Source organism: Micromonospora sp. KLBMP9576 (genome assembly GCF_050941805.1).
Classification (GTDB): Bacteria; Actinomycetota; Actinomycetes; order Mycobacteriales; family Micromonosporaceae; genus Micromonospora.
Genome location: NZ_CP194567.1, coordinates 3,209,933 through 3,236,271 on the forward strand (window position 1 = coordinate 3,209,933; position 26,339 = coordinate 3,236,271).

The 26,339-nt window shown below is 70.4% G+C and carries 23 protein-coding genes and 2 pseudogenes; 10 read left to right on the top strand and 15 right to left on the bottom strand.

Annotation, left to right across the window (positions count from 1 at the left end; genetic code table 11):
* Positions 1-32: 32 nt before the first annotated feature.
* Together ACQ452_RS14380 and ACQ452_RS14385 are read right to left on the bottom strand one after the other, a co-directional pair.
* Complete coding sequence (locus ACQ452_RS14380) at positions 33-1,016, bottom strand: HAMP domain-containing protein (protein WP_433384187.1); 984 nt, start codon at positions 1,014-1,016, stop codon at positions 33-35.
* Positions 1,013-1,669 (bottom strand): response regulator transcription factor, encoded by a 657-nt coding sequence (locus ACQ452_RS14385; RefSeq protein WP_433384190.1) that lies wholly within the window; start codon positions 1,667-1,669, stop codon positions 1,013-1,015. The genes ACQ452_RS14380 and ACQ452_RS14385 overlap by 4 nt, the downstream gene beginning before the upstream one ends.
* Positions 1,670-2,121: 452 nt before the next feature.
* Between ACQ452_RS14385 and ACQ452_RS14390 the strand changes: the two are divergent.
* The 3 genes and pseudogenes from ACQ452_RS14390 to ACQ452_RS14400 all read left to right on the top strand — a co-directional run.
* A pseudogene (locus ACQ452_RS14390) lies at positions 2,122-2,496 on the top strand (serine hydrolase domain-containing protein); the annotation flags it as partial.
* 26 nt (positions 2,497-2,522) lie between these two features.
* Entirely contained in the window at positions 2,523-3,029 is a 507-nt protein-coding gene (locus tag ACQ452_RS14395) for a serine hydrolase (RefSeq protein WP_433384193.1), read from the top strand.
* Between the two features lie 28 nt (positions 3,030-3,057).
* Positions 3,058-3,522, top strand: coding sequence for an HNH endonuclease signature motif containing protein (locus ACQ452_RS14400; RefSeq protein WP_433384196.1), 465 nt, complete (start codon positions 3,058-3,060; stop codon positions 3,520-3,522).
* Between the two features lie 387 nt (positions 3,523-3,909).
* Here ACQ452_RS14400 and ACQ452_RS14405 read toward each other — a convergent pair whose 3' ends face one another.
* The 9 genes and pseudogenes from ACQ452_RS14405 to ACQ452_RS14445 all read right to left on the bottom strand — a co-directional run bounded on the left by ACQ452_RS14405 (position 3,910) and on the right by ACQ452_RS14445 (position 16,355).
* Complete coding sequence (locus tag ACQ452_RS14405; protein WP_433384199.1) at positions 3,910-4,119, bottom strand: hypothetical protein; 210 nt, start codon at positions 4,117-4,119, stop codon at positions 3,910-3,912.
* Positions 4,120-5,082: 963 nt separating this feature from the next.
* Entirely contained in the window at positions 5,083-5,670 is a 588-nt protein-coding gene (locus ACQ452_RS14410) for a recombinase family protein (RefSeq protein WP_089000344.1), read from the bottom strand.
* 277 nt (positions 5,671-5,947) lie between these two features.
* Positions 5,948-8,308 (bottom strand): hypothetical protein, encoded by a 2,361-nt coding sequence (locus ACQ452_RS14415; RefSeq protein ID WP_433384203.1) that lies wholly within the window; start codon positions 8,306-8,308, stop codon positions 5,948-5,950.
* Positions 8,305-8,949, bottom strand: a complete 645-nt coding sequence (locus ACQ452_RS14420; protein WP_157747146.1) for an ABC transporter ATP-binding protein — start codon at positions 8,947-8,949, stop codon at positions 8,305-8,307. The genes ACQ452_RS14415 and ACQ452_RS14420 overlap by 4 nt, the downstream gene beginning before the upstream one ends.
* Before the next feature lie 66 nt (positions 8,950-9,015).
* Entirely contained in the window at positions 9,016-9,339 is a 324-nt protein-coding gene (locus tag ACQ452_RS14425; RefSeq protein ID WP_157747145.1) for a hypothetical protein, read from the bottom strand.
* 397 nt (positions 9,340-9,736) lie between these two features.
* Positions 9,737-12,772 carry a Tn3 family transposase gene (locus ACQ452_RS14430; protein ID WP_334608137.1) on the bottom strand — a complete coding sequence of 1,012 codons (3,036 nt, stop codon included), beginning with the start codon at positions 12,770-12,772 and terminating at the stop codon, positions 9,737-9,739.
* Positions 12,773-13,340: 568 nt separating this feature from the next.
* A complete protein-coding gene (locus tag ACQ452_RS14435) occupies positions 13,341-14,474 on the bottom strand; it encodes an ABC transporter permease (protein WP_433394144.1) in 1,134 nt (377 codons plus the stop codon).
* Positions 14,393-15,616: an ABC transporter permease gene (locus ACQ452_RS14440; RefSeq protein WP_433384208.1), complete on the bottom strand. Its 1,224-nt coding sequence runs from the start codon at positions 15,614-15,616 to the stop codon at positions 14,393-14,395. Before ACQ452_RS14440 ends, ACQ452_RS14435 begins: the two co-directional genes overlap by 82 nt.
* A 29-nt stretch (positions 15,617-15,645) precedes the next feature.
* Positions 15,646-16,355 (bottom strand): annotated as a pseudogene (locus ACQ452_RS14445) (ABC transporter ATP-binding protein).
* A gap of 209 nt (positions 16,356-16,564) precedes the next feature.
* On the opposite strand from ACQ452_RS14445, the gene ACQ452_RS14450 reads away from it, so the two are divergent.
* The 4 genes from ACQ452_RS14450 (at position 16,565) to ACQ452_RS14465 (ending at position 21,262) form a co-directional block, all read left to right on the top strand.
* Complete coding sequence (locus ACQ452_RS14450) at positions 16,565-17,332, top strand: sensor histidine kinase (RefSeq protein ID WP_433394146.1); 768 nt, start codon at positions 16,565-16,567, stop codon at positions 17,330-17,332.
* The gene (locus ACQ452_RS14455) at positions 17,329-18,039 is read left to right on the top strand and encodes a response regulator (RefSeq protein ID WP_433384211.1); all 711 of its coding nucleotides are present in this window, start codon (positions 17,329-17,331) and stop codon (positions 18,037-18,039) included. Before ACQ452_RS14450 ends, ACQ452_RS14455 begins: the two co-directional genes overlap by 4 nt.
* A 130-nt stretch (positions 18,040-18,169) precedes the next feature.
* Positions 18,170-20,908: a helix-turn-helix transcriptional regulator gene (locus ACQ452_RS14460; protein ID WP_433384214.1), complete on the top strand. Its 2,739-nt coding sequence runs from the start codon at positions 18,170-18,172 to the stop codon at positions 20,906-20,908.
* Positions 20,909-20,962: 54 nt separating this feature from the next.
* Positions 20,963-21,262 carry a hypothetical protein gene (locus ACQ452_RS14465; protein ID WP_433384217.1) on the top strand — a complete coding sequence of 100 codons (300 nt, stop codon included), beginning with the start codon at positions 20,963-20,965 and terminating at the stop codon, positions 21,260-21,262.
* A gap of 6 nt (positions 21,263-21,268) precedes the next feature.
* Here ACQ452_RS14465 and ACQ452_RS14470 read toward each other — a convergent pair whose 3' ends face one another.
* Entirely contained in the window at positions 21,269-21,610 is a 342-nt protein-coding gene (locus ACQ452_RS14470; RefSeq protein ID WP_433384220.1) for a DUF1330 domain-containing protein, read from the bottom strand.
* A gap of 51 nt (positions 21,611-21,661) precedes the next feature.
* Entirely contained in the window at positions 21,662-22,030 is a 369-nt protein-coding gene (locus ACQ452_RS14475; RefSeq protein ID WP_433384223.1) for a nuclear transport factor 2 family protein, read from the bottom strand.
* Positions 22,031-22,191: 161 nt separating this feature from the next.
* Between ACQ452_RS14475 and ACQ452_RS14480 the strand changes: the two genes are divergently transcribed.
* The 3 genes from ACQ452_RS14480 to ACQ452_RS14490 all read left to right on the top strand — a co-directional run bounded on the left by ACQ452_RS14480 (position 22,192) and on the right by ACQ452_RS14490 (position 24,379).
* Positions 22,192-22,386, top strand: a complete 195-nt coding sequence (locus ACQ452_RS14480; protein WP_433384226.1) for a helix-turn-helix domain-containing protein — start codon at positions 22,192-22,194, stop codon at positions 22,384-22,386.
* Positions 22,387-22,590: 204 nt separating this feature from the next.
* Complete coding sequence (locus ACQ452_RS14485; protein WP_433384229.1) at positions 22,591-23,178, top strand: hypothetical protein; 588 nt, start codon at positions 22,591-22,593, stop codon at positions 23,176-23,178.
* A 649-nt stretch (positions 23,179-23,827) separates the two neighbouring features.
* On the top strand, positions 23,828-24,379 hold the full coding sequence (locus ACQ452_RS14490) for a hypothetical protein (protein ID WP_433384231.1): 552 nt from the start codon (positions 23,828-23,830) through the stop codon (positions 24,377-24,379).
* Positions 24,380-24,504: 125 nt separating this feature from the next.
* On the opposite strand, the gene ACQ452_RS14495 is transcribed toward ACQ452_RS14490, so the two are convergent.
* Both ACQ452_RS14495 and ACQ452_RS14500 read right to left on the bottom strand, forming a co-directional pair.
* Positions 24,505-25,386 (bottom strand): bifunctional 5,10-methylenetetrahydrofolate dehydrogenase/5,10-methenyltetrahydrofolate cyclohydrolase, encoded by an 882-nt coding sequence (locus ACQ452_RS14495; RefSeq protein WP_433384234.1) that lies wholly within the window; start codon positions 25,384-25,386, stop codon positions 24,505-24,507.
* 116 nt (positions 25,387-25,502) lie between these two features.
* Positions 25,503-26,282 (bottom strand): endonuclease/exonuclease/phosphatase family protein, encoded by a 780-nt coding sequence (locus ACQ452_RS14500; protein ID WP_433384237.1) that lies wholly within the window; start codon positions 26,280-26,282, stop codon positions 25,503-25,505.
* Between the last annotated feature and the right edge of the window lie 57 nt (positions 26,283-26,339).

Consider the following 26,339-nt stretch of genomic DNA (forward strand, 5'->3'; position numbering starts at 1 on the left):
GGTGACATGGCCTGGCGCAGCGGAATGCAGGGTCACGTTACCGAGGGGAGCCGCCCCTCGCCGGCATGCGGCGCCACGGCACCGCCGGAGATAGCGGCCTTCGGGGCCGGCGGCAGGTGCACGGCGATGTCCATACCGCCGGTCGGCCGGGCGATGCTGGAGATCCCACCGTCGTGCGCGGTGACGACCGCCCGGACGATGGACAGGCCGAGCCCGGCCCCACGGGTGCCGTTGCCGGCGCCCCGGACGAACGGCTCGAACAGCCACCGTTCCTCCTCCGGTGTGACCAGCGGACCGGTGTTGACGACCCGCAGGAACGCGCGCCCGTTCGCGGTGCCGGAGACCATCGTGACGTTTCCGCCGGCGTGGTTGTAACGCACGGCCTGGCTGCGGGCCAGGATCAGGAGCCCGTCCAGGGTGCGCTGGCTGGTCTCGACGGCGGTGGCGATGTCACCGGCCATGGCGACGAGTTCAGCCCGGTCCGGCTCGCCGTCGAGGGTGACGTCGACGGCGGTGCGCATGGTGGTGAGCGGGGTACGCAGTTCGTGCGCGGCGTTGGCGACGAACAGGCGCTGACTGCTCAACACCCGGTCGCGGTCGGCGATGCCGTGCTGGATGCGGTCCAGCATGCCGTTGATGGTGCCGGCCAGCGCGGTGAGCTCGTCGGCGGGCTGCCGGACGGGTACCCGTTCCGACAGGTTCTCCGCGGACAGCCGGTTCGTGGTAGCGGAAATTTCGCGGAGGGGCCGCAGTATCCGCCCGGCGACCAGCCAGCCGGTCAGCGCGGCCAGGGCGGTCACCACCAGTAGCGCCAGCGCGGCCCGGGTCAGCAGATCGAAGATCGCCTCCCCGCGCAGCCGCCCACCGACGTCGTCGTCCGGCGTCGGGGACGGCAGCCGCAGGCTGCCCCGCAGCAGCAGCAGGTACGTCAGCGCCAGCAACAGGGCCCCGGCGGCCAGCACCAGGGCGGTATACAGGAGGGTGAGCCGGCCGCGGGCGGTCAGTCGCGGGATCATGGAGCGAATCGGTATCCGACGCCGGTCACGGTTTCGATCAGCGGCGGGTCGCCGATCTTGCGGCGCAGGGTGCTGACGGTGATGCGCACGGCGTTCGTGAACGGGTCGGCGTGTTCGTCCCACACCTTGTCCAGCAGCACTTCCGCGCTGAGCACGTCGCCGTCGGCAACGAGCAGCCGTTCCAGCACCCCGAACTCCTTCGGGGTCAGCGACAGCAGCCGACCATCGCGTTCGACGGTGCGCCGGGACGGATCGAGTGCGACACCCCGCGCGCGCAGCACCGGAGGGCGGGCCGGCGTGCTGCGCCGGGCCAGGGCACGCACCCGAGCGACCAACTCGGCGAACGCGAACGGCTTGCCCAGGTAGTCGTCGGCGCCCAGGGCCAGCCCGTCCACCCGGTCGGACACGGCACCCGACGCGGTGAGCATCAGCACCCGGGCGGTGCCGCGCTGCGCCAACAGCCGGCACACGGTGTCGCCGTGCACCACCGGAAGGTCCCGGTCCAGGACCACCACGTCGTACGGGGTGATGTCGCACTTGTCCAGCGCCTGCTGACCGTCGTGTGCCACGTCCACTGCACAGCCGTGCTTGTGCAGCCCCGCCGCGATGTACGTGGCCAGCGGCTGTTCGTCCTCGACCAGCAGCACCCGCATCCGCCCAGTATCCCCAGCACGGCGTATGGGCGGCGTATGGGTCGACGATCGGTTGCCGACAGGCGGTCGCCGGTAGACCTGCAACCGACCGTTCGTTCCTCGGGAAAGGACCTGATCATGGAATCGGTAGGCGGAATCGACCGGCGGCGGCTGCTCGGGTGGGGCGGGCTGGCGGCCGCCAGCGTGGCGGCTGGCGCGCCGCTGGTGGACGCCGAACCGGGCCCGACCAACGCACGCTCCGCGTCCGGGCACGGCCGGATCCCGCCGGACATGCTGCCCGGCGGAGCCTACGACCGGTACGTGGCGAAGCTGGCCGCCGAGGACAAATTCTGCGGCGTGGTGCTGCTGGCGCACCAGGGCCGGACCGTGCTGTCACGCAGCTACGGCATGGCCGACAGGGAAAGGGGATCCGCAACCACGAGGGCGTCGCGGTCAACCTCGGCTCGGCGGTCATGCCGTTCTCCGCGGTGGCAATCCTGCAGCTGGCGCAGCGGGGCGAGGTGCGGTTGTCGGACCCGGTGGGCACCCACCTGACGGGCTTCGACAGCCAGGTCGCCGAGCAGGTGACAATCCACCACCTGCTCACCAGCACCTCCGGGATGAACCAACCGCCGCAGGACCTGCAACGCGTCTTCCACAGCCGGGAGGAGGTGCACGGGTTCTACCAGCGGTGGACCCGGCAGGCGGAGCTGAGTGGCGTGCCCGGCACGGGCTTCGACAACACGGGCGCCGGGTTCGCCATCGCCGCGCAGATCGTGGAGGCCGTGACCGGCACGACGTACTGGGACTACGTGCACGAACACATCTTCGGGCGCTCCGGCATGACGGGCACGGCGTTCTACACCAGGCCCCAGTGGCTCACCGACGAGCACACATCGCGCACTCGTACATGCTCCAGGCCGACGGCAGTCGGGTGGACGCCGTGCGAAACCTGGACAAGGGAAGCCCTAACCCGTACGAACCAGGCAAGAACCCGGGCCGCAACTTCATCGACTACGCCGGGGACGGCGGCTTCGCCACCGCGCCGGACCTGGTCCGGTTCGCGCACGCGCTGCGCAACGGCACGGTGCTGGACCGGCCCCACGCCGAACTGTTCACCGGGGCCAAGATCCCGCAGGGCAGGGGCAAGGACGGCGGCCCCGCCCCCACCCACCCTTCGTTCATGGCGTACGCGATGCCGGCCAAGCTCATCAACGGCCAGTGGGTGATCGGACGCGGCGGCGCCAACCCCGGCAGCACCGCCAACTGGCACATCTATCCGGACACCGGCTGGGTGGGCGTCGTCCTCAGCAACTACGACGGCCTGCCGATGCAGGAGATCCTCAACCAGGAGATGCGGGCCGTCACCGGCCAGCGCTGACGTCGGCGCGCCCCACTACTCTGACCGGGTGCTGTCACAGGTCAAGGGGTTGTCGCGACACTTCACCGAGGCGACCCTCCGGTCCTACCTGCTCGACCGTGCGACACGCATCGACGGCGGCTGCCTGATCGTGCGTGGCTACGGCAGCCAGCGCGGTGTGTATCAGAAGGTCGCCGGCCGGGCCTGGGCCCACATCGTGGCCTTTGTCGTCTTCGTCGGCGACTACGACCCGACGCTCGAGGTCGACCACCGGTGTGGGGCGCCCGACTGCATCGAGCCGACCCACCTGCGTCAGGTCACGCGCGCAGAGAACTGTCGCAACCGGACGCAGCACCCCCAGTGCCGCAACGGGCACGAACGCGAACTCGACCCCCGCACGGGCCGCTACCGCACGGCATGCCGGGCCTGCAACCGCGACGCGCAGAGACGGTGGCGCGAACGCGGGGCCGCGGAAGTCGCCAGGGCCCGGGCCGGGCACGCCCCCGACTGCTAGGCGTCGCACCTGCTACTGGCGGTGCCGGCTGTCATGGCGCTGACGGCGGCCAGGCAACCGGCCGCCGGGCGATCGCTGCCTGGCAGCCCGAGCCGGTCGCGTCTGCCGCCACCGTTCAGCACATCGACGCCGCGTACTCCGAGCGGCAACTCACCCGTTGGGCAGCCACGGTGGTCGCAGACACCGGCTACTGGCGGGAGCGCGGCGTCGAGTTGAACGTCGTCGGAACCAAACCCCGGCCAATGTGTCCAGGTCGGCGTCGATGACCCGGCACGGGACGCCATCTCGATCACCGCCCGGTACCCGGCACGGCCGATCTGCGTGGAGCCCGTCTGCGCAGTGCGCGGCCAGCACCCTGTCTGGGCCCGATGCGGCCCGTGCCGCGGATCAAGACGGGGCCGCCGCAGTGAGCTTCGCGATGTCGGGGGCGTAGACGGTCATCCAGTGCGGATGTAGCCGGTAGTAGACCACGTCGTTCTCCCAGCCGAAGGGGTCGTCGCCGTAGAAGTCCTTCATGTACGCGAGCAGGTCGGGCCAGTCCGCGGCCGGCTCGCCGTCCTGGGGGTTGAGGATCTCCACCTTGCCGTGCGTGAACACGCCCAAGTCCTCACCGCGCATATGCGACCCAAGATCGGAAGTCGGTCTCCGCCAGCCGCGTTCGTCAACGGCAGCAGCTCCTCCACAGGCACGTCGAGCAGCAAACCGCGTTCCTTCGCCGCGGCCCACTCTTCGGCGTCAGCGCGTTGGCGCTCACGCCGCTGCGTCCAGGTAGCACGGCGCAAGGCTCTTCGGACGCGGCTGCGGAGGGCGCAGCACCAACGGCAGACCCGCCCCGGCGACGCCAGGCATCACTTTCACTGAGCCGGCGTCAGATCCACTGATCCAAAGCATCAACTCTCCCGACCCGCATCAGTTTGCGCTGAGCCAGGACACCCGCTCGCTCGGGTCTACACCAGCGTAGATAGTTACGCACCTTAACTGTCATTATGATGTGCGGGCGATATGCACCCTTCGTCCCGGCTATTTATTGGTTTGGCATTGCCGGTAATTCGTTAATGCCGGCAGGGGGTCGGTGGAGTGTCGAGTGCGTGAGGGTCGCTGGTGCGACGCGTCGGCCACCAGTCGGCGCTTACGCCTGGACGCCGTGCTGCGAGAACGAACGACGGCCGTTGGCCGGACAGCGGCGGAGGCGCTCTATTGGGACCTTTGCGTGGCAGCCCTGCCAGACGAGGCCGCGCTGCGGGCATGCTTCGGTGCCCCTCCAGCTCAGCCGCCGTCCGCCTTGCGGTTGAGCGGTTCCGAGCCCGAGCCGGGGTTCCGGGGTGCCCGTAGTCCTAGCGGAAAAATCAACGGATATCGCTGACCAGGGCAAACAGGTGGTCAGTAACGATCTTGCGAGGAGGGGCCAAAAAGTTGATCTGGGTGATCCGGCTTCGGTTCGCGCGAGGCGTCGCTGACTTGTGCTGCTTGGGTAGGTGTCACCAGCCCCAAAGTCGCTGGACGAGTGGACGGAAAGCAGCCGCGATGCTCGCAGGACTGTGGGGTGGGTGTCCGTTCTGTTCAGCCGGCCTCGGTGGGCAGCTTGGACAGGTGCCGGTAGATGGTGGGGCGGGTGACGCCGAACTCAGCGGCGATCTCCTCCACGGTGTGCAGTCGGCGTCCGTCGGGTCCGGTCTCCTCGTACATCTCCCGCGCGATCTTCGCCTGGCGCGGGGTGAGCTTGGGTTTCTGGCCGCCGGTGCGGCCGCGAGCGCGGGCGGCGGCCAGGCCGTCGAGGGTGCGTTCGGACATGAGGGCGTGTTCGAACTCGGCGATGGAGCCGAGGATCTGGAAGAACATCCGGCCCATTGCGGTTGACGTGTCGATCTTCTGGTCGAGCACGACCAGGTCGACGCCGCGCTGCTGCAGCTGGGCGGAAAGTTCGATGAGGTGTTCCAGGGAGCGGCCGAGCCGGTCGAGTTTGGTGACCACGAGCTGATCCCCGGGCCGGTGCGCGACCAGGAGCGCCTTGTCGAGTTCGGGGCGGCGGGCGAGTTTGCCGGACGCCTTGTCGACAAAGATCTGCTCGCAGCCGGCCGCGGTGAGTGCGTCGTGCTGGGCGTTGGGGTTCTGGTCGCGGGTGGAGACCCGTCCGTAGCCGATCCGCATGCCTGTGACTGTATCGCGAACCCCCGAGCGCGTTACGAAGGCGCGGACACGGGTTCCGTTACAGATGCGACCTGGGCGAACATCACCGGAGCCCGGGTGTAAAGCGAACGAACGTTACTGCGACACGGTCGAGACATGTCGCGGTGGGCACAAGGCGATCTTCTTCCAATAGGCGATCATCGCGCGAGCCATATGCGATGACCTGGCTGCCAGTGTGGGCGGCGGTCCGGGATCGAGTTCCCCTGATCGGTCGTGCCACCAGCGCTGTACCTTGCGTCTACTCGTCGGCCGTCGGGGGTGGTCGCAGGAACGCCGCCCCGACGATCAGGGAGGCGGCTGCACCGAGGAGGCCCGGCAGAAACCACAGGCTTCCGTATGACGCTTCCGTGCGCTGGCCCCCGCCAGATGCCGTGAATATGGCCAGCGGGATGGCCAGCGCCGCCGTCGTCAAGGGGACGGCTGTCCACCGAGCGACGATCCCCCACCTTCGGCCGGGTACCGCGCCAATGTCGACGAGCGTGCGCCTGGTCAACGTGTGCGCGACGACCAACGCGACGCCGCCCAGCAGCAGGATCAACGCTGCTGTGGTCGCGCCGAGGAAGCTGGCGGTGTTGGCGACGGAGCGCAGCCGGTCGTAGGCCGTCGGGTCGGTTCCGCTGGCCAACTGCGCGCTCGGGGCGAGACGAATGGCCGCCGCTCGGACGAGGAACTGGTCGCGTGGCGACAATCGGGCGAAGTCCGGAAGAAGCACCTCGCTGGTCCCGTTCGCGGTGAGCCCGAACTTCTTAGCCACGGCGCTGTCCGGAGCGACCACCAGGCCGGGCAGGTTGCCGCCAAGCTGCGAGTCGGCTTCCGCCCGGGTGTCGGCGAGCGAAGTTGCCGTCCCGTCCCCGCTGGCGAACAGCAGCAGCCCGACCTTGCCGTTGTCCAGCAAGTGCGGATCGGCTCGTGGCGCCGACCCCGGTTCTCCGAGCATGACCCGGTTGAGCGGCGCCGCCGACTCCCGGGGAAAGCAGTCGGTCACCTCGGTGGGATTGAGAGTGCGCTGGCTGGACATGCACGTAAGGACCTTCGGCGCCGTCACCCGCAGCTGAGCCTTCGACTCGTCGGGGATCGCATACCGCACAACCTGCCGCCCACCGTGCGATCGGTAGAACGCCGCCAACGCCTCAATCGAGTTGTCCGGCATCTCGCTCACGACGAAGGAACCAGCCGGTTCGAGCGGGCTCGACAGGGCTTCGCCGACGTTGGCGTCGTAGGTGTTCTGCGCCGACCAGTACCCGCTGAGCACCATGACGACCGCGCCGGTGGCCGCAACCGGCCGCAAACCCGCAAGCAGGTGCCGCATGAGCGTCCTGGTAGCCGTGGGCAGTCCCCAGCAGAGGATCGGTGCGACGACTGACGGCAGTGCGAACGCGACGACAGCGGCCGCCAACGGCACGAGCGCGGCCGCGTGGCTTCCGTGCGGCCCCAGAGACAGCCGGGTCAGGAGCACCAACGCGGCAAGGCCGAGACCCACGGCCAGTGCTCCCGCCAGGGTCGCCCAGCGACCCTGCGAGGGCCGCGGGATGCGGCGTTCCACCCAGCGTGCGGCGAGGCGGGTCAACGGCACGGCCGACAGCGCGAACAGAATGGTAAGACCCAGAAGGGCCACGGGCTCCTGCCACGGGATCGCGATCCCCACCCATTGCTGCCCCACCCACGCGGACACTGGGTCGCGCGAGAGAAGCAGGACCGTGGACGCGGCGCAGCCGCCGAGGACCTCGCCGGCCAGCACCGTCGCGCAGACGACTGACAGCATCCTGCGCCATGCCAGGGCGGGCGGCATCCCCGCTGCGATCAGCGCGTCGGCGTCGAGCCGCCACCGACGGGACAGCACCACACCCGCCGCGACGAGCAGGATGCCCATCAGCAGGCCACAGCCGGCCGGGACGAACCGCATGGCGCTGAGGAACTGGGGGCGGTTCTGCGCGGATGCCTCGAGAACGGTGTCGACGGACTGGTAGGTCGCCGTGCGCTGATCGAGGACAGGCCGCAGCGCCGCCACGGTGTAGAAGTCAGTGTCACTGAGCCAGATGGTGGGCCGGAACTGCGCCGACTCCGCCACGAGCTGCACCAAGGTGCTCGTCGTCCGGTTGGCCGGATCCACTGACAGGCCCACGACCCGGCCCGGCCGCTGGCCGTCCCCGGTTCGCACCCGAACGGTGTCGCCGATCGCGATCCCCAGGGCCTGCGCGGTCGACTCCGACAGTAGGAGCTCGCCCGCATCCCGGGGTCGGGTGCCCCGGATGACGATTCCCAGCTGCAACGACGGCTTGGTGTAGGCGCGGACCAGTACGGGTGCGGAGAGGTCACCTGCGAGCACGTCACCCGTCTGATCTTGCACTGGCATGGCGTCCGGTACGGTCGCGATGGCTTTGCTCGCAGCGGAATCACCGGTCTGGAGCGCGTAGCGGTTTCCCCCGATGTCGGCGCGAACCGAGTCCTGGATCGCCTGCTCGGCGCTGCTGCGCGCCACGGCCAGGCCGATAACGGTGCCGCCCAGCATGAAGCCCAGCAGCGTGAGCACAGCCACCTGCGCCATCCGGTGGCGCACGAAGGCCACGGTCAGCGCCGTGCCACCGACGCGAGAGCTCATGCCAACTGCACCAGCTTGCCCCGGGACAGCTCGAAGCGACGGTCCAGTCGCCGCGCCACATCCGGGTCGTGGGTCGCGACCACGACTACCAGTCGTTCCCGGTGTCCAAGATCGACGAGGATGTCCGTGATCCGCTCGGTGTTGTCCACGTCCAACGCCCCGGTCGGCTCGTCCGCGAGGATGACCGAGGTTCCCGCCATCAGGGCACGGGCGATCGCCACCCGCTGTTGCTGCCCCCCTGACAACTTTGCCGGCAGGCGCTCTCGCATCGGCATGGGCAGCGCTACGCGGCCGAGCATCGAGCCGACGTCCGCCCGCGAGCGGCTGACACCCCTCAGCTCAGCTGCCAGCAACATGTTCTGCTCGACCGTCAGAAACGGCACCAACCGGTAGTCCTGGTGGATAAAGGACACTCGGGCATCGCCCGCTGAACGCCACGACGCCGTGACCACGGCGGTGCCGTCGATGCGGACCTCGCCGGATGTGGGCGCTTGTATTCCAGCGATGAGGCGCAACAGCGTGCTCTTGCCACTGCCGCTCGGACCCATAATCGCGGTTGTACCGGGTGCCAAGGTGAGGTCGAGGCCATCGAGCGGCGTGACATCCGGATATTTGACGGTCACCTGCTCAAGCACGAGCATGGCACTCCCTAGCGGACTCGTGTGATGGGCCGGAAGTGCTGGCCCACCACGCGATCCTGCCATGAATCAGACGTGCGTGATCTCATACGCCCCTTCGCATCCGGAGTAGCAGGTGTACCAGTCGGTGTACCGCCACACGTTGAGCGCCGTGAAGTAAGCACCGGTGTAGTCCGGCCCCAGGTCCCGGACGAGCTTGGGCCGAGCCCTCGAATCGGCCTGCAACGACGAGCAGAGCGCGCCGCCTCGGTTGTTCAACCCGCTCGTCTCCTTTTTCGCGGTGCAGTCGCCGCCAACCGCGAGAGCGGGCGCCGGACCCATGATCATCGTGGTCGACAGAGCGCATGTCGTCAGAACGCCCGCGATTACGCTCTTTCGGAATCCTTTACTCATCGATTCACCTCCCCAGGGTTTCGAATGTGAATTTGTGTACGGAACCCGTCCCGCACCTACTCGATACTGCTGATGCGAGTAGGCCGCTGTCAATGACCGCCGTTCATGATTCTTTGCTGGTCTGACGCCTGTCGATGGCAGCAGGGTCATGGATCTTCTCGGTGGCGCCGGCGGCGGCTCCAGCAAGTGGACGGGTCTTGTACTGAGGGAAGTCGTGGGCAGCTATTCCCAGGCGGTGCCTGTGCGGTTGACGTGCAGGATCGCGTCGACGAGTTCTCGCAGTTCGTGCCCAGGCTTACGGATGTCCAGGCCGCCCTGCGCGGGCCCGCCACTCGGTCATCATCGGCTTGATCAACACCCCATCGGCAGGCACCTGGCAGGCGGGTCAGACGCTCGGCTACTGGCCGCCGGGGCCGAACCCCCGCAGCGGGCGCACGCCGCGCTCGTCGAGTTTGGCCAACTCCGCCTCAATGTCGACGGTGATGGTGCCGAAGAAGTTGATGTTCTCGCTGTGCGCCGGCGAGATGTGCGCCAGCAGCTCGTCCGGGATGTCACGCCCGGCGGCGCGCAGCCGATCGACGGCCATGGCGTAGTACTCGGTGGTCCAGGTGATCACGGCGTTGGTCAGCACGGTCAGGCACCACGCCTGTTCGGTCTGCTGCTCCAGGTGCCGGCGGCGGATGCTGCCCTGGTTGGCGTAGTGCAGGTCGCGGCGCAGCGCGTGCAGCGACTCGCCCTTGTTGAGCTGCCGGCCGATCTTGCGCCGGTAGACCGGATCCGACAGGTACTTCGCCGAATGGATGGTGCGCCGCAGCGTCCCCCACTCCTTGAGCGCGATGGCCAGGGTGTTCTGCCGGGAAGCCGCCGACCACTTCCCGACGATCAGCGACGCGGTAGCCTGCCCGAACTTCAACGACCCCGCCATCCGCAGCAGATCCGGCCACATGTCCACGATCAAGTCCTGATCGAGGCGGTCGGTCAACAGCGGCCCGGCGTGCGGATAGCAGGCATTGACCACCGTCGGGGTGTCGTCGCGGCACAGGGTGACTTTGCCCAGGTCCCGGATCCGCGGGGTCAGCGCCTTGCCGACCAGGTCGAACAACGCGAAGTTGATCAACGTGACGCCGTGGGTGTCCGTGGCGTGCTCGGCGATCGGCAGATCGGTGGCGTTACCGAGGAAGTCGTCCAGGACGTAGTGGGCCTCGCGGGTGGTCGGCACGATCACCTTCGTGCCGTACGTGGAGTGCTGATCTGAGACGTGGGTGTAGGTCGACAGGCCCTCGTCGGCGAAGAACGTGTTCATCGCCCGCGCAGTCAGCGACTTCCCCCGGGTCGGGAACCGCTGCCCGTCCGACGACGACATCGTGCCCCCGCCGAACACCTTGGCGAACGCCAGGCCGTGGTGATGGTTGACGATCACCGTGTTCGCCTCCCGCAGGGTCTCCTCCCGCACGTACCACTCCTGCGTCCAGGCGAGAACGTCGTAGGGCACGCCGCACGCCTCGGCCATCTTCACCAGCCCGAGGTTGGTGGCGTTCGCGATCAGCACCGCGAGGATGTTGCGTTTGAGGTCACCCGACATGGCCTGCTTACGGCCGCCAGCGTGGGTGAAGCATGACAGGAATCCGGTGCGGTGGTCCAGCTCGATCAGCAGCGACGCGATCGGCGCGAACGGCAGCATCCCGGCCAGTTCCTCCTTGATCGTGGTGGCCTCGGCCGGCACGTCCTCGGCCGACAACGGAGGGATGACCAGGTTGCCCTGCTCATCCAGGCGCACCGACCCCACCTCGTCCGGGCCCGTATCCGCCAAGACCCGCTCCAGGTCACCCAGCGTGGTGTGCAGCTCCTCAAGGCCCTGCTCCAGTCCGACCCGACCGTCGGCGGGCTTGCCGACCAGCGCGCAGAACTCGTCGCGCCGCGTCGCCCACACCGGTTCGGTGAACAGGTACGAACTGGGATCGGCATATCGGCGGCTGCCGGGCACGAACACGTCACCGGAGCGCAGCCCGTCACGCACCCCGAGCAGCACACACAGCTCCCAGTAATGCCGGTAGGACACGTCATCGTTCTGCCGCTGCGCGCGGGTCAAGTAGTCGCGGAAGCGGGCCGGGACGAACCCGTCGGGCACCCCCGCCGGGACCTTGCGGGTACCGGTCCGCGACAGTTCGGCCAGCATGGCGAGGGCCTGCATCAGCTCGTCAGCACCGGGCCCGCCGCGAAAGTCGATCGCGGCAAGCACCTGCGGCACGAACTGCCGCAGGTAGTTGTAGGAGGCGTTCATCTCCGCCAGCTGGCCGTTGTCGCGCGGCAACGCTGGCCAGCCCATCGCCGCGGCCTCCCGGATCCGGCCCATCCCGATCTGCCCGCGCAGCAGCCCACCGACCTGCTCGTCGGGGATGCCCGGGTCGGCCAGCACCGGCAGGATCATGTCCAGCAGCGCCTGCCGGGACTCGCCGCTCTTACCCCGCTCCGCCAGGGCCTTCTCGGTACGGCCCTTCGCCCGCGCCTCCCGCGCGGAGACCGCCTGGTCGAACAAACCCACCACCTCGTCGAGCAGATCGACCGCGGACTGCGCGACCAGGGTCAGCAGGATCGGGTACCGGCGCTCGTCGTCACGCCGTTCCAGGGCCTGCCCGGTCGAGCGGCGGCCGATCGTGGCCAGGAACCGGCGCCGCTCGGCGGCCAGCATCGACAGGTCGATCAGGTGCCCGTCCATGGCCCGCACCCAGGTCAGCTTCTCGATCGATGTCTTGATCGAGGTGGCCGTAGCGTCCACCGCCGGTTTGGTCAGCCACGCCAGCCGGGTCATCCCCAACCCGGCGTCCACCCTTGGCAACAGGTCCAGATCGGCGGTCATCTGCCCGGTCAGCAACGGCGCGAGCAGATCATGAGTCACCGTCCTGGCCGTCGTCCTGGCCGTGGCCACCATCTCCAGCAGGCGGACCACCCCGGGCCGCACCGTCCGGTTCGCAATCAGATACTCACAGGCAAGGTTGAACAGCGTCGTCGGCGAGTCATGCTCCAACGCCCGCCCCAGCAGGAACTCCTCCAGCTCCTTCAACTCGATGCCGCCGGTCGGCGCGGACTTCCATCGCAGGTAGTCACAGACCAGGCGTAGATGATCCGTGCGCGTCTGCGGACGCTCGCCGTAACGCTCCAGGGCCTGCGGGTCGACGCCGAGCCGGCCCGCGAGCCGGGCCACCACCGCCGGCGGCGCGTACCGCACCTCATCCGGCACGAACCCGAGCCACGGCAACGTGCACAGCTGCACTGCGAGGCCGAGCCGGTCGGTCGGACCGCGTCCACGGCCCGGGCTGACGAACGCCGCGTCCGCCGCGGTGAGCGTGAAGAACCGGATCAACTCGTCCGTGCCGATGTCCGGGTACGACTTCAGCCGCTCCATCTGATCATCGGGGAACAACCGCGTCGCCATCGCACACTCCCTACGCCACCGGACAAAACCGCCGTGAACGTAGTGGAAACCATCACTGCGACGATCATCGACCCGCGTTGTCACAGGTCAGCCAAATCCGTTGGTTTTTCCGCGATTACTAGAACCGCAGGTCACAGGGCTACAGACACCTGGCGAACCCCTGGTCTGGGCCCTTCAGGGATCCGCCCACCTCCTGCCACGTCCCAACACGTTTGCCCTGGTCAGCGATATCCGTTGATTTTTCCGCCAGGACTACGGGCACCCCGTTCCGCGAGACGCGCGTCTACCGGATCCTGTTTGCCGATGAGTTGAGCCCGGACGGCCTCGCCGCGCTCAGCGAGGCGTGGCAGATGCCGGTCACCGGCGACCTTGCGGATCCCGAGGTGCGCATCCTGGGCGCGGTGCGTCGTCAGGTCTCCGGCGACGCCTTCCGTTGGGATCTGCGCCGGGTCGCTGCGGGTACCGCTTGGGGGTTGGACGTGACCTGCGATCCGGCCCGTGGCGACCGACGGCTGAACGCCGCCGGTCGCCACGGGCCGAAATCCAGGAGGCGCCGCGGACAGGTGCCCTACTCGGTGTGCAGCACCGAGGCGATGGTCATCCGGGCCGCCGACCGGGCCGGGACCAGGGCACCGAGAACGGCGATCGCCACCCCCGCCAGGAGCACCACGACCAACTGCGGCGCGTGCCAGACGTCCTTCATGTACGCGGGGAACTCGACCATTCCGATGTTGTCGACGACGAGGCGGTGCGCCACGATCCCGAGCGGGATGCCGAGCAGCCCGCCGATCGCGCCCAGCCCGGCGACCGAGGCCACGGTCATCGCCACCACCTGCCGGGGGGTCATCCCGATCGACTTGAGCATGCCCAGGTCCCGGCGCCGCTCACGGATGTTCAACAGGACGGTGTTGAAGACACCGAGCGACGCTACAACGGTCAACAGCACCGTGAACACCGTCGAGAAGGCGACGACGGTGGTGGCGGCGGAGCTCCCCGCCCCCAGCACCGACGCGTGCAGGCCGGGGTCGAGCGCCTCGACGGCCGCGGCGTAGGCGCGCGCGTCGGCGCCGGGGGCCAGCCGCACCGCGTACTCGATGGCTCGGGTGTCCGGTGCGAGTTGCGCGAGGGTCTGCCAGGTGGCCTCCAGCCCGCGGGCGTGACCCTCGATGAGCTGACCCACGACGGTCGCGGAGACCTGCCTGCCGTTGAGCTCCAGTGTGACCCGGTCACCGACCTTCAGTCCGCGCTGGTCCAGGAACGACGGCCCGACCACGATCTCCCCCGCCGCCGCCGGCGCACGGCCCCTGACGATCAGTTGGGCGTACGAGTGGTCGTCCCCACGGTAGAAGTCGGCGAAGACGGGCTCGGTCTGCCCCACCACGTTGACCTGGGCCAGCGCGCGGGCCCGCACCGCCGCCGCGCCCGGCAGGGAACGCAGCCGTTGCTCGATCTCCGCGTCACTGAGCCGCGGTGGGGTCCGGTCGTTGCCCGATTCGCCCGTCTCCACCTGGATCCTGGCGCCATCGTCTTCCCGCCCGACGTTGGCGAACGCCACCATGGTGCTGGTCAGCCCGGTCGACAGGGTCACCGTGGTGACCCCGAGGACGATGGCCGCCGTGGTCAGCAGGGTGCGGCCGGGGCGGGCGAACGGCTGGCCCAGGCCCAGGCTGACCGGACGCGGCAGCCGGGTGCCGCCGAGCATCCGCTGCACGCGCAACCCACGCCCGGTCCGCGGTGCGCCGCCCGCGCTGATGGCCTGCGCGGCGGGCAGCCGGTGGGCGCGCAGGGCGGGAAGCAGACCGGCCAGCAGGACGAGGGCGGGCATGCCCACCAGGCAGAGCACGGGCACCCACGGGTCGACGCCGCCGATCGAGGCCCGGCCACCTCGATGCCGGAGAACGCGACGTCCAGGATCGGCCCCGCCAACGCGGCACCGGCCAGGGTGCCCAGCACACTGCCCACCACGGCCGGTACGGAGAGCATCGTCAGGTAGACGGCGACGACCTGGTTCGGGGTGAAACCCAGTGCCTTGAGCACTCCGATGTGCCGGTATCCGGAAACGACCGCCCCGCTGACCACGTTGCCGACGATCAGGGTGGAGACCAGCAGGCCGAGGAGACCGAAGAGCATCATGAACGGGAGGAAGGCGTCGACCAGCGCGGAGAAGGCCTGTTTGAGGGCAAGGTAGGTCTGCGCGCCGGTCAGCGCTTCCTGGGGCAGTCCCACGGTGGCCCCGGCCAGCCCGGCGCGCAGTTGGTCCTCCGTCGAGGAGTCCGCGAAGCGGTACAGCATCTGGGCGGAGGTCGGTTGCAGTGCGGCCATCTGTTCGGGCGAGACCCAGGCGCTCGCCGACCTGCTCATGCTGGCGGCGAAGCCGACGACGGTCAGCGTCGGCCCTGCCGCGGTCTCCAGCCTGGTGCCCAGCATCTGCGGGTCGGGGGTTCCCTGAACGGACCAGTTGACCACGATCTCGCCGGGCGCCGTGGCCCAGCGGCCCTCCAGCACCTCGATGCGGTCAACCGGCCCCGCCGGATGGCCCCGGCCCACCACGGTGAGGGCGCCGCCCGCCATCCAGAGCCAGTCCTCGGGGATGTCGACGACGGCCTGCGCGAAGGGCCCGGCCGCGGCCTGCACCCCCGGCTGCCGGGCGGTGCGGGCCAACTGTTCCGGCGAGACCTTTGTGGTGTCGAACGTCGCCACCGTGTGGGCGCCGCGCTGGTGGGCGTACGCCTTGTCGAAGGGAGCAGAGGCGACGGCCAGCAGCCCCAGGGCGAGCAGGACGGTCGTGGTGGAGCAGAACACGACGAGCCCGATGACGAACGTCTGGACCCGGCGGCGTTTCACGGCCGCCCGGGATGCTCTCCACACGGCGCTCACGCGGCCACCTCCCGCGCGCTGTCCCGGTCGACCCGACCGTCGGCGACCTCGACGAGCCGGCTGGCGCAGCGGTTGGCCAGCTGCGGGTCGTGGGTGACGATCAGCAGGGTCTGGCCGATCTGGTTGAGGTCGATCAGCAGGTCCATCACCTGTTCCCCGGAGCGGCTGTCGAGAGCCCCGGTCGGCTCGTCGGCCAGCAGCAGCGCGGGCCGGTTCATCAGGGCCCGGGCCACGGCGACCCGTTGGCGCTCACCGCCGCTGAGCGTCGCCGGATAGTTGTTGCGGCGGTCGGCCACACCGAGTTCGTCGAGAAGCTCCAGGGCCCGGCGGCGCGCCTGCCGGGCCGGGGTGCCGGTCAGCTGTGCGGCCAGCGCCACATTGTCCAGGGCGGGCAGGTCGTCGATGAGGTTGAAGAACTGGAAGATCATTCCGACGTGGCGCCGCCGGAACAGCGCCAGCCCGGTCTCGTTGAGTCTCCCGAGGTCGTTGCCCTGCACCTCGACCGTGCCCGAGGTCGGCCGGTCCAGGCCCGCGACCATGTTGAGAAGGGTGGACTTGCCGCACCGGAGGGGCCCATCACGGCGACCGCCTCGCCCGCCCTGACCTCCAACGACAGGCCGTCGAGGGCCTTCGTGTCGCCGTACTCCTTGTGTACGGTGTCGAGCCGCACCACCACCTGCCGGGCACTGTCACGATCAGTTGTCATGGTGGGACCGTAGGACGGGGGCCCGGGCTGGGGCGTCGCCCCCGGGAGGTATCCGTTCGGGCAGGTCATCCCGGGGATGTACGCGCTGCATCCACGGGCTGATTCGGGTCGCGTCGTGCGGCTGCGAAGATGGTCCGGTGTGGGAGTCTGGCTCGACCTGGCTGGTCATCGCCCTGGCGGCGGCAGTGAGTGCCGCCGGGTGTCTGGGCATGACGGCGATCCGGGCGCGAAGGCGGCATCGGACGGCCGTCGAGGAGCGTGGCTGGTTGCTGGAGCGGGAGCGGGAGAGTGCGGCACGGACCGCGGTCGACGCCGAACGTGCCAGGATCGCCGCCGAGTTGCACGACATCGTCAGCCACAACGTGAGCCTCATGGTGGTCCAGGCCGGAGCCGCCCGCGAGGTGCTGGTCACGATGCCCGACGAGGCCGCGGCGGCGATGAGCGCCGTCGAGACCGCCGGCCGGAACACCATGACCGAGCTGCGGCACCTGCTCGGTCTGCTCGCACCCGCGCAGGACGGCGACGACGAACCCTACGCGGGTGACCTGTCACCGCAACCGAGCCTGAGTCGACTCAGCCCGCTGATCGACCGGGTCGCCTTCGCGGGCCTGCCCGTGGAGGTGCGCATCTCGGGTGAGCCGCGCCCACTGCCGGCCGGGATCGACGTCACCGCCTACCGGATCATCCAGGAGTCCCTGACCAACGCCCTCAAACACGGCGACGGGGCGAAAGCCGAGGTGACGGTGCGGTATGCGGAGCACTACCTGCGCGTCGAGGTGCTGAACAGCGGCCCGAGCGTCCTGTCGGCCGGCCGAACCGCCCGCAGCGAGCCGATCGGGGGCCGGGCGGACGGAACGGGACGCGGGCTGCTCGGCCTGCGGGAGCGGGTCGCCGTGTACGGCGGCGACCTGGACGCCCGTCGCCGCCTCGGCGGCGGCTACCGCGTCCGCGCCCGGATCCCGGTGGACCGGCCGTGACCGCGCCCACCGGCGCCGCTCCGCGTGTCGTGATCGCCGACGACCAGGAGTTGGTCCGCACCGGCTTCCGCCTGATCCTGACCGCCCGCGGCATCGACGTGGTGGGTGAGGCCGGCGACGGGGCCGAGGCCGTGGCCGCCGCGCGCAGGTTGCGGCCCGACGTCGTACTGATGGATATCCGGATGCCCGTCATGGACGGCCTGGCAGCCGCCCGCCGCGTCCTCGCGCAGAACCCGGACTGCCGGGTGATCATGCTGACCACCTTCGACCTCGACCACTACGTGTACGCCGCCCTCGCCGCCGGCGCCAGTGGGTTCCTGCTCAAGGACGTCACCCCCGCGCACCTGGCCGCCGCCGTGCGACTGGTCGACACCGGTGACGCCCTGCTCGCGCCCACCATCACCCGCCGTCTTGTGGAACGCTTCGCCGCCAGCACCCCCGGGACCGGGTCGGGCCTCGTGACCCCGGCCGTGCACCGGGACCTGACCGCGCTGACGCCGCGCGAGCGCGAGGTGCTGACGCTCATGGGCCGGGGTCTGTCCAACACCGAGCTGGCGCGGGACCTGACCCTCAGCGAGGCGACGGTGAAGACGCACGTCGCCCGGATCTTCGCCAAGCTGGCCCTGCGTGACCGGGCCCAGGCCGTCGTCCTCGCCTACGAGACAGGGCTCGTCTCACCGGGCGAGTCCGCCGGCCGATCGGGATGATGTCCGGGAGAAACCGGTTGCCATCGGGCATCCCAGGCGGTCGTGGTGGCCGATCCGACAGGCGGCGGTCCGCACGCCAGCGCTGGTCGGGGCGGTTCTCGCGCTCCTGGGCGAATGCCAGGATGGGATCATGAGCACGGGGGAACTGCACGGGCGCAAGCCCGAGGAGGACGCGATCGCCGAACTACTGGCGGGTGCCCGCGCGGGCACCAGCGCGTCGCTGGTGTTGCGCGGTGAGCCGGGCATCGGCAAGACGGCGTTGCTCGACCGCGCCGCCGCAACGGCCGGGGACCTGCGGCTGCTGCGCGCCACAGGGGTCGAGTTCGAGGCGGAACTGCCGTTCTCCGGGCTGCAGTTGCTGCTGCGCCCGGCGCTCGGGGCCCTTTCCGCGCTGCCAGGTCCGCAGCGCGAGGCGCTGGAGGCGGCGTTCGGGCTCGGACCCGCGGCCGGCTCCGAGCCGATGCTGGTGGGGCTGGCGGCGCTCTCTCTGCTGACGGAACACGCCGACGACACGGGGCTGCTGTGCCTCGTCGACGACGCGCAGTGGTTCGACCGGGCGTCGCGGGACGCGCTTCTGTTCGCCGCCCGGCGCCTGCACGCCGAGGGCGTCGTCATGATCTTCGCCGCCCGCGACGGTGAGGGTTCCTTCCCCACCCCCGGCCTCGCGGAGTTGCGCCTCTGCGGGCTGGCCCCGCAGGCGGCCGCGGCCCTGCTCGACCGGCATCCGCTCACACCCGCCGTGCGTTACCGCCTGCTCGCCGAGGCCGGCGGCAACCCACTGGCCCTGCTGGAGCTGCCGGTCGCCCTGGCAGCCGACGGCGGCAGCGCGTTCTCGCCGGGGGCGCTTCCCCTCACCAGTCGCCTGCGACTGGCCTTCCACGGCCAGGTCAGCCGGATGCCGGAGGCCTGCCAGAGCCTGCTCCTGGTGGCGGCGGCCGACGAGACCTGCGAGCTCGCCGTGATCCTGCGTGCCGCCGCCGCGCTGGGCGCCACCGTCGACGACCTGTCCCCCGCCGAGCGGGCCGGCCTGGTGCTCCGCGGCGACGCCGGCGGCACCACGATCCGCTTCCGCCATCCGCTGATCCGCGCCGCCGTCTACCAGCGGGCACCGATCGGGCGACGCCTCGCCGTACACCGGGCGCTCGCCGCCGCCCTCACGTCGCCCGAGCACGCCGACCGCCGGGCCTGGCATCTGGCGTCCGCCGCCACCGGGGCAGACGAGCAGGCCGCCGCCGCGCTGGAACGCACCGCCGCCCGCGCGTGCGAACGCAGCGGCTACGAGGCGGCCGTGGCGGCGTACGAGCGGGCCGCCGGCCTGAGCGCCGAGCCCGCCGCCAGGGCTCACCGGGAGGCCCTGGCGGCGGAGGCCGCACTGGAGGCCGGTGATCTGGGCCGGGCCAGGGACCTCGGGGGCCGCGCGGCCCGCCGGCTGGACGAGGCCCCGGCGGTGCACGCGCGCATCGCCCAGGTGCGGGCGCTCGCGGACTTCTGGCAGGGCTCCTACGCCTCCGCCCACCGGTTGCTGCTCGACGGTGCCGGGCTCGTCCACGCCACCGATCCGGGCCGGGCCGCCGAGCTGCTGATCCAGGCCGTACACACCGCCTGGTACCTGGGCGAACGGCAGCTCGCGGCCACGCTGGACCGGCTGGCCACGCTGCCGTCGGACGATGCGGATCCACTCTCGCCGGTGGTGCCCTACCTCGTCCAGCTCGACCGGGGTCGGGCCGGGCGTCCGCTGCCGCTGGGCGACACTCTCGTGGGGGTACGGCGGCGGGGCCGGGCCCCCGACCAGGTGTTGATGATCCTCTGCGGAGCGGCGCTCGCGTTGGGTCAGGACGCCGACGCCTACGAGTTGGCGAGCGCGCTCGCCGCCGAACACCGCGCTCGCGGGGGCGCCGGGCGGTTGCCGACGGTGCTCTTCTTCGTGGCCGAGGGCGAGGTGTTCGCCGGCCGGCACCTGGACGCGCTCGCCACGGCCACCGAGGCTCTCCGGCTCGCCCGCGACACCGGCCAGCAGCAGTGGATCAGCCAGTTCAGCAGCGTGCTCGCCTACCTCCACGCGGCCAGGGGGGACGAGGTGGCCTGCCGGCGCACCGCCGAGGAAGGGCTGGCGGGAGCCGCCGCCGGGACCATCTCCCCCGGCGCACCGTGGGCACACTGGTCGCTCGGGCTGCTGGAGCTCGGCCTCGGCCGCGCCGAGGCGGCGCTCACCCGGTTCGAGCGCCTGACCCGCGAGCCGATGCGCCATCACATCTGCGCCACCCGTTCCACTGCCGACCTGGTCGAGTCGGCCGTACGGGTGGGCGCGCCGGAACGCGCCGCCGAGCCGCTGGCACGCTTCGAGCGGTGGGCCGGGGCGGCCCGGCAGCCGTGGGCCGACGCGCTCGTCCTGCGCTGCCGCGCTCTGCTCGCCGCCGATGACCAGGCCGAGACGTGCTACACGGCGGCCCTCGAACTGCACGACCAGGACGGCCGCGCCGTGGAGTACGCCAGGACCGCGCTGCTCTACGGCGAGTGGCTGCGCAGAGCGAGACGCAAGGCCGAGGCGCGCGGACCGTTGAACGCGGCCCTGGAGGTCTTCGGCCGGCTCGGCATGCGGCCGTGGGCCGAACGCGCCCGCGGTGAACTCACCGCGACCGGCGCCCCCGAGCAGGGCAGCAGACCCGCGGAGGGTGTGGCTGCCGACCTCACCCCGCAGGAACTGCAGATCACCCGGCTCGCCGCGCAGGGCCTGTCCAACCGCGACATCGCCGCGCAACTCTTCCTCAGTCACCGGACGGTCGGCTACCACCTCTACAAGGCCTATCCCAAGCTCGGCGTCGCGTCCCGTAGCGAGCTGAAGGATTTCGCCGCCCGGCTGGGGCTGTGACATCTTGTTTTGATGAGCCCGCCGGAACAGGTGCTATCCGGGCAGACGCTTTCCGTGGACGTCGAAGCGGTCGCGCCCGTCGAGCTGGGTCCCGGTGTCCGCGTACGGACGCTGCCGGGCATGCCGGGGATCCGGACGTGGGTGATCGACCTGGCCCCGGGCGCCACGTGGCCGGACCTCGACGTCCACGAGACCTACGGCGAGGCGTACTTCGTCGTCAGCGGTGAAGTCATCGAGGGCGACCGCGTTCACGGCCCCGGCTCCTACGTCGCCTTCGGGCCGAAGACGAGCCACCGGCCCCGCACGGAGACCGGTGCGCGCGCCTTCGGCTTCAACTACGACGTCACCGCCTGACGGAGCTCAGGACGCCGCCCTGATCCCGGCGGCCTTCGCCGCCGCGCAATGCTCGGGCCCGACACCCTCGACGATGACGACATCGCCCTCCAGGTGGTCCGTCCGCAGCGGCAGGACCGCCTGGTAGGCGGGCGACTCGTACCAGCGGCGCGCGTGCTCCCCCGACGGAAACTCGAGCATGACGAGGCTCCCGGGCCATACGCCCTCGCGAACGTCCACCGCTCCCCCGTGGACTATGAAGCGACCGGCGAACGGGTCCATCGTCGCCTGGATCCTCTCCATGTATTCCAGCACCTCGGGGTGGAACTCCTCCGGGTCACGAAGATGCGCGATCACGTACGCGGTCATGTTTCCTCCTCAGTTGCGTCGACGACCGGGGGCGGACCGCCCCGGGGATGTTCAGAGCCCGGCCGGCACCTTGTCGAGGAAACCGAGCACCTGGCTGATCCGCCCGTCGTCACCGACCACCACGACGTCGAAGCCGATGACGACCGGCTGCCCGCCCGCCGGCCCCAGGTGCCACACGAACCGCGCGATGTCGTGGTGGGCCTCGATGGCGCCGCCGAAGCTGAAGACCAGCCCGCCGAACTGCCCCTGCACCGCCGCGATGGCGGCGTCGAGCCCGTCTCTGCCCCGTACGGAGACCAGCGGGTCGGTGTAGACCGCGTCCTCGGCGATGACCTCCGCCAGAACGGCCTGCCGCGCGGCGGCGTCGGGCTCGTTCCACGCGGCCAGGTAGCGCTGGACCAGCCCGTTCATGTCGCTCATGTCTGTTTCTCCCTCGGTGCTCGTGCTCTCTCCTGAGCACCAAGTTAGGGAAGCGGGAACGACGGGGAATCTGACGTGCTTAGGTATTTCCGCCCCCCACGCCCTGCCAAGGACCCGGGCGTCAGGCGGCGTCGCCGGGTCGCGGCAGTTCGTGTCCGGTCGTGGCGTCGACGTGCCGACGCGGCGGCCGTCCGGTCGCCGTCAACGCCGACCAGCTCGACGTCGCCCGAGCCCGGTTGGCCCGCGGCGAGTCCGTGACCGCCATCGCCGCGCACCTGGGCGTGGGCCGCTCCACGCTGTACCGGGCGCTGCAACCCGACGACGGTGCGGATCAATCGTCGCCGGGATCGGCCTGATCTGGGCGCACAGCTATTCAAAACCAGGCGAACGCCCCAGAGGTTCAGCCTGGCCATGTCGGCCATACAAACGGCCGTATCGCAGGCCGACGGTGAGCGCATTACCTATTGTAGGCGTGCGCGCACGGAAGTTACCGCCAGCGACGGAAGGTGCTAATGCGGCGGTAGCACTGCGCGCGTCAACGACGACGGGGGCCGCGAGAGATGGTTCTGACGTATACGGCGGACACGGCCGCAGCGGCCTGGCTCGCGACGTCGCGGACTCCGGCGGAGCAGCTGATCACCTTCGGGCCCTCCGGCTACGAGGCGTACGCCCGCCTGCGGTACATCCCCGATCCCACCTCGCCCGATCAGCGCGAGACCGACGCCGACGTTCCGGCCGACCGCGAGTTGTCGACGCCGCAGGCACGACGTGCGCTGCACGTCCTCGCGGAATTCACGACAACGCCTGACCAGTGCTTCTTCTGCGTCTGGGAAGGCGCCGCCGGAAGTGCCCTGTCCGCGACCGAACGGCACGGCCCGATGGTCACCGTTCCGCACCGCCGGTACGTCCTGTTCACCGGCCGTCTCGCGGACTACATCGAAGGCCGCGACGGGCCGTTCGACGGCGACTCCGCTGTGGTCCCCGCCTTCGTCTGGCCGGCTGATCGCCGTTGGTGTTTCACCAGTGATGTCGACACTCACTGGGCAGGGATAGGCGCTGATCGGAGCGCCGTCGACACGCTACTGAGCACCTTCGGCCTTGACGTGGTCCAGGCCATGCCCAGCGAGCGCCCACCCGCCTATCGGTAGGTCACCAACCACAGGGGAGGAACAGTGACGCAGTACGCACGACGATCATGCGGGTCGCGGTCGCGGCAAGTGTGGCGGTCGCAGGCATGAGTTTCGCCTCGCCGGCAGCCGCGCAGCCCCGTGTCCAGCCCGACCATGTTGTCTCCTACGCCGATGCCGTCCCAGGTCTCGAACCGCCTGGTCTCGCAGACCACGCGCGGTACGTCGACGAGCAGGGCCGGGAGATCGATCCGGCGACGAACGGGCTACAGGACGGCGGGAACGAGACAGCGGCGATCGGGTGCACGCCCGTCACCCTGCCGGACAATCCTCACTGGTCAACGCCAGATGTCTCTGGGCACGGGCAGTGGGACATGGGCGACTGCACCGCAGCCACCGCCCACGTCAAGAACTGCCTCTACGAGTACTACACAGACGGCACGTTCACACGACGACCGCAACCCGCTGCGGGAGCGGGTGCTGTGGCGGATGCGCTACGAGACCTGCGCCCGAGCCGAGGAGATCCTCGGCTCGGACGTGCCCGACCTTGACATGGAGTTCCGGCGCGCCCTGGTCACCGAGAAGGGCGGCGACCGCGCGTACGTGCACTGGGAAACCCCGACCGCCAGGCTGCTGCCCCCCGCTGCTGGCAGGCCGCACCATCGGGCCGGTGTTCCTTGCCGACCGGCGTGCCGCGGCAGCGGGGCGGCGCGCGCCTGCACTGGGCGACATCTGCCCGGAGATCGGCCGGGGCCGGCTGTCCTACCCGCGCGCCGAGTACCTGTTCAAGCAGACGTCCAAGCTCCACGATCCGCATGGTGCCGGTTACACCCTCCACCAGCTGCGCCACTCGGGGTTGACCCACCTGGCCGCCAAAGGCCGCAGCGCCGCCGAGCTGCAGGCCAAGTCCCGCCACCGGCACCTGGCCACCCTCGGCATCTACGTCCGGTTCGGCGAGGAGATCTCCGCCCGCATCACCGCCGAGAACGACGAGCACCACGCCGACACCGGCGTTGACCTCCCGTCCCACGTACCGGGATCGCGGAAAACGGCGGAAACGTCTGCCGGGGAACGTCAGCTTGAGGAGCTCGGCCCCCCAGGTGAGGGCCTAAATCAACTGCTTACCGTTGCTTTTGGTCTGGAAACTACGGGCGGCCCGGTGGCGGGGCTGTTCCTCTGCCGGGTGGGCTGGGACGACGTGGAGCCGTGGCTCCGCCGATGAGCGCGTCGATGGTGGCCTGTTCGGTGCCGATGTCGGCCCAGCTGATCGGTCGTCTGCTCGGACACGGTCCCGGGCGCCCGCACCCGGGATTGCGGCGGGCCGTACCCCGGGTGCGGGCGGTGGGGTCACCGGGCCTGGGGGGTCGGGTGGCCGGTGGCGCGGCGGGCGGCGTCGAGGGCGTTACGGAAGAGCATGGCGACGGTGGTGGGGCCGACTCCGCCGACGCGGGGGGTGATGGCGCCGGCGACGTCGGCGCAGCTTTCGGCGACGTCGGGTAGGAGGCGGCGGCCTTCGTAGCGGACGCCGCCGCCGATGACGACGGCGCCGGGGCGGACGTGTTCGGGTTGGATGATGCCGGGCACGCCGGCGGCGGCGATGAGGATGTCGGCGCGGCGGGTGTGGGTGGCCCAGTCGGGTACGCCGGTGTGCACGACGGTGACGGCGGCGTTGGCGGTGGGTCGTTTCTGGGCGAGCAGCAGGGCGAGGGGTCGGCCGAGGGTGGCGCCGCGGCCGAGGATGACGACGTCGCGGCCGGCGACGGGGATGTCGTGGAAGGCGAGCAGGGCTTCGATGCCGGCGGGGGTGCAGGGCAGGGGTCCGGGCAGGCCGAGGGCGAGGCGTCCCATGTTGAGTGGGTGCATGCCGTCGACGTCGAGGTCGGGATCCATGGTCTGCAGGGCGCGGTCGTAGTCGAGGTGTGCGGGGATGGGGTGCTGGATGAGCACCCCGTGCACGTCGGGTGCGGTGTTGAAGTCGGCGATGGCGTGGTGCAGGTCCGCCTGAGTTGCGGTGGCGGGCAGGTGCACGTGGGGTGAGGTGAAGCCGAGTTCGGTGGCCTGGCGTTGTTTGATGCGGATGTAGCCGGCGCTGGCGTCGTCGTCGCCGACGAGGATGGTGGCGAGGCCGGGGGTGGTGCCGGCGGCGCGTAGTGCGGTGACGCCGGCGGCGATCTCGGTGCGGATGTGGTCGGCGACGGGGGTGCCGGGCAGGAGTCTGGCGGTGGGCATGGTGCTCCCCTTGCGGGCGGGGCCCAGGCGGTCGACCCCGCGCGTGGAGCTCCCCGATGGTTTGGTGTCCATCCCCTGGCCGCCAGTCGCGTCTGCCGGCCAGCTTGCCACAGGGTTCAGCCGAGGTCGACCAGGAGGGGGCGGTGGTCGGAGATGGCGGACAGGGGGGTGTGTACGGCGGTGACGGGTGGGAGCTGGTCGAGGCCGTGGCGGTCGGCGAGGATGTGGTCGAGTTGGACGCGGGGTTGCCCGGCGGGGTAGGTGGGGCGGCGGCCGAGGGGGCGCCAGCCGGTGAGGAGTCGGGCGGGGCCGGCGGGCAGGTTGAGGTCGCCGAGCAGGATGCGCGGGGCGGGCAGGGCGCGTAGGGCGCGGATGGTCTGGCGTAGTTGGTGGGCGTTCCAGCCGGGGACGAAGGAGAGGTGGGTGGCGGCGACGGTGATGCGGCCGTGGGGTGTGTCGAGGACGGCGGCGAGTACGACGCGGGGTTCGTCGCGCAGCAGGATGAGTCCGCCGCCGGGGCCGGGCACGTAGACGGGTGAGCGTACGGGGGCGGGTCGTAGTCGGATGATCTGCCAGGTGTGTACGCGGTGGCGGGTGACGAGGCCGATGCCGTAGCAGGGCTCGCCGTGTCCGTCTTCGTCGTGGGTGAGGGGGCGGAACTGTTCGCCGGGGGTGCCGACGACGGCGGCGGCGAAGCGGTGTTCGGGGGCGTTGAGAGCGCGGGCGGCGATGGCGGTGAGGTCGTGTCTGCCGCTGCGGCTCTGGTCGCGGTCGACTTCCTGCAGGGCGAGGATGTCGGCGTCGAGGGCGGTGACGGCGGCGGTGAGCCGGTCGGGGTCGACGAGTCCGTCGGCGAGGGATCGGCCGTGCAGCAGGTTGAAGGTGGCCAGGCGCACGCTTGCACCTTACGTGGCGGTGGGAGGGTTGCCCGGTGTTGAAGGTGTTGTTCTGTT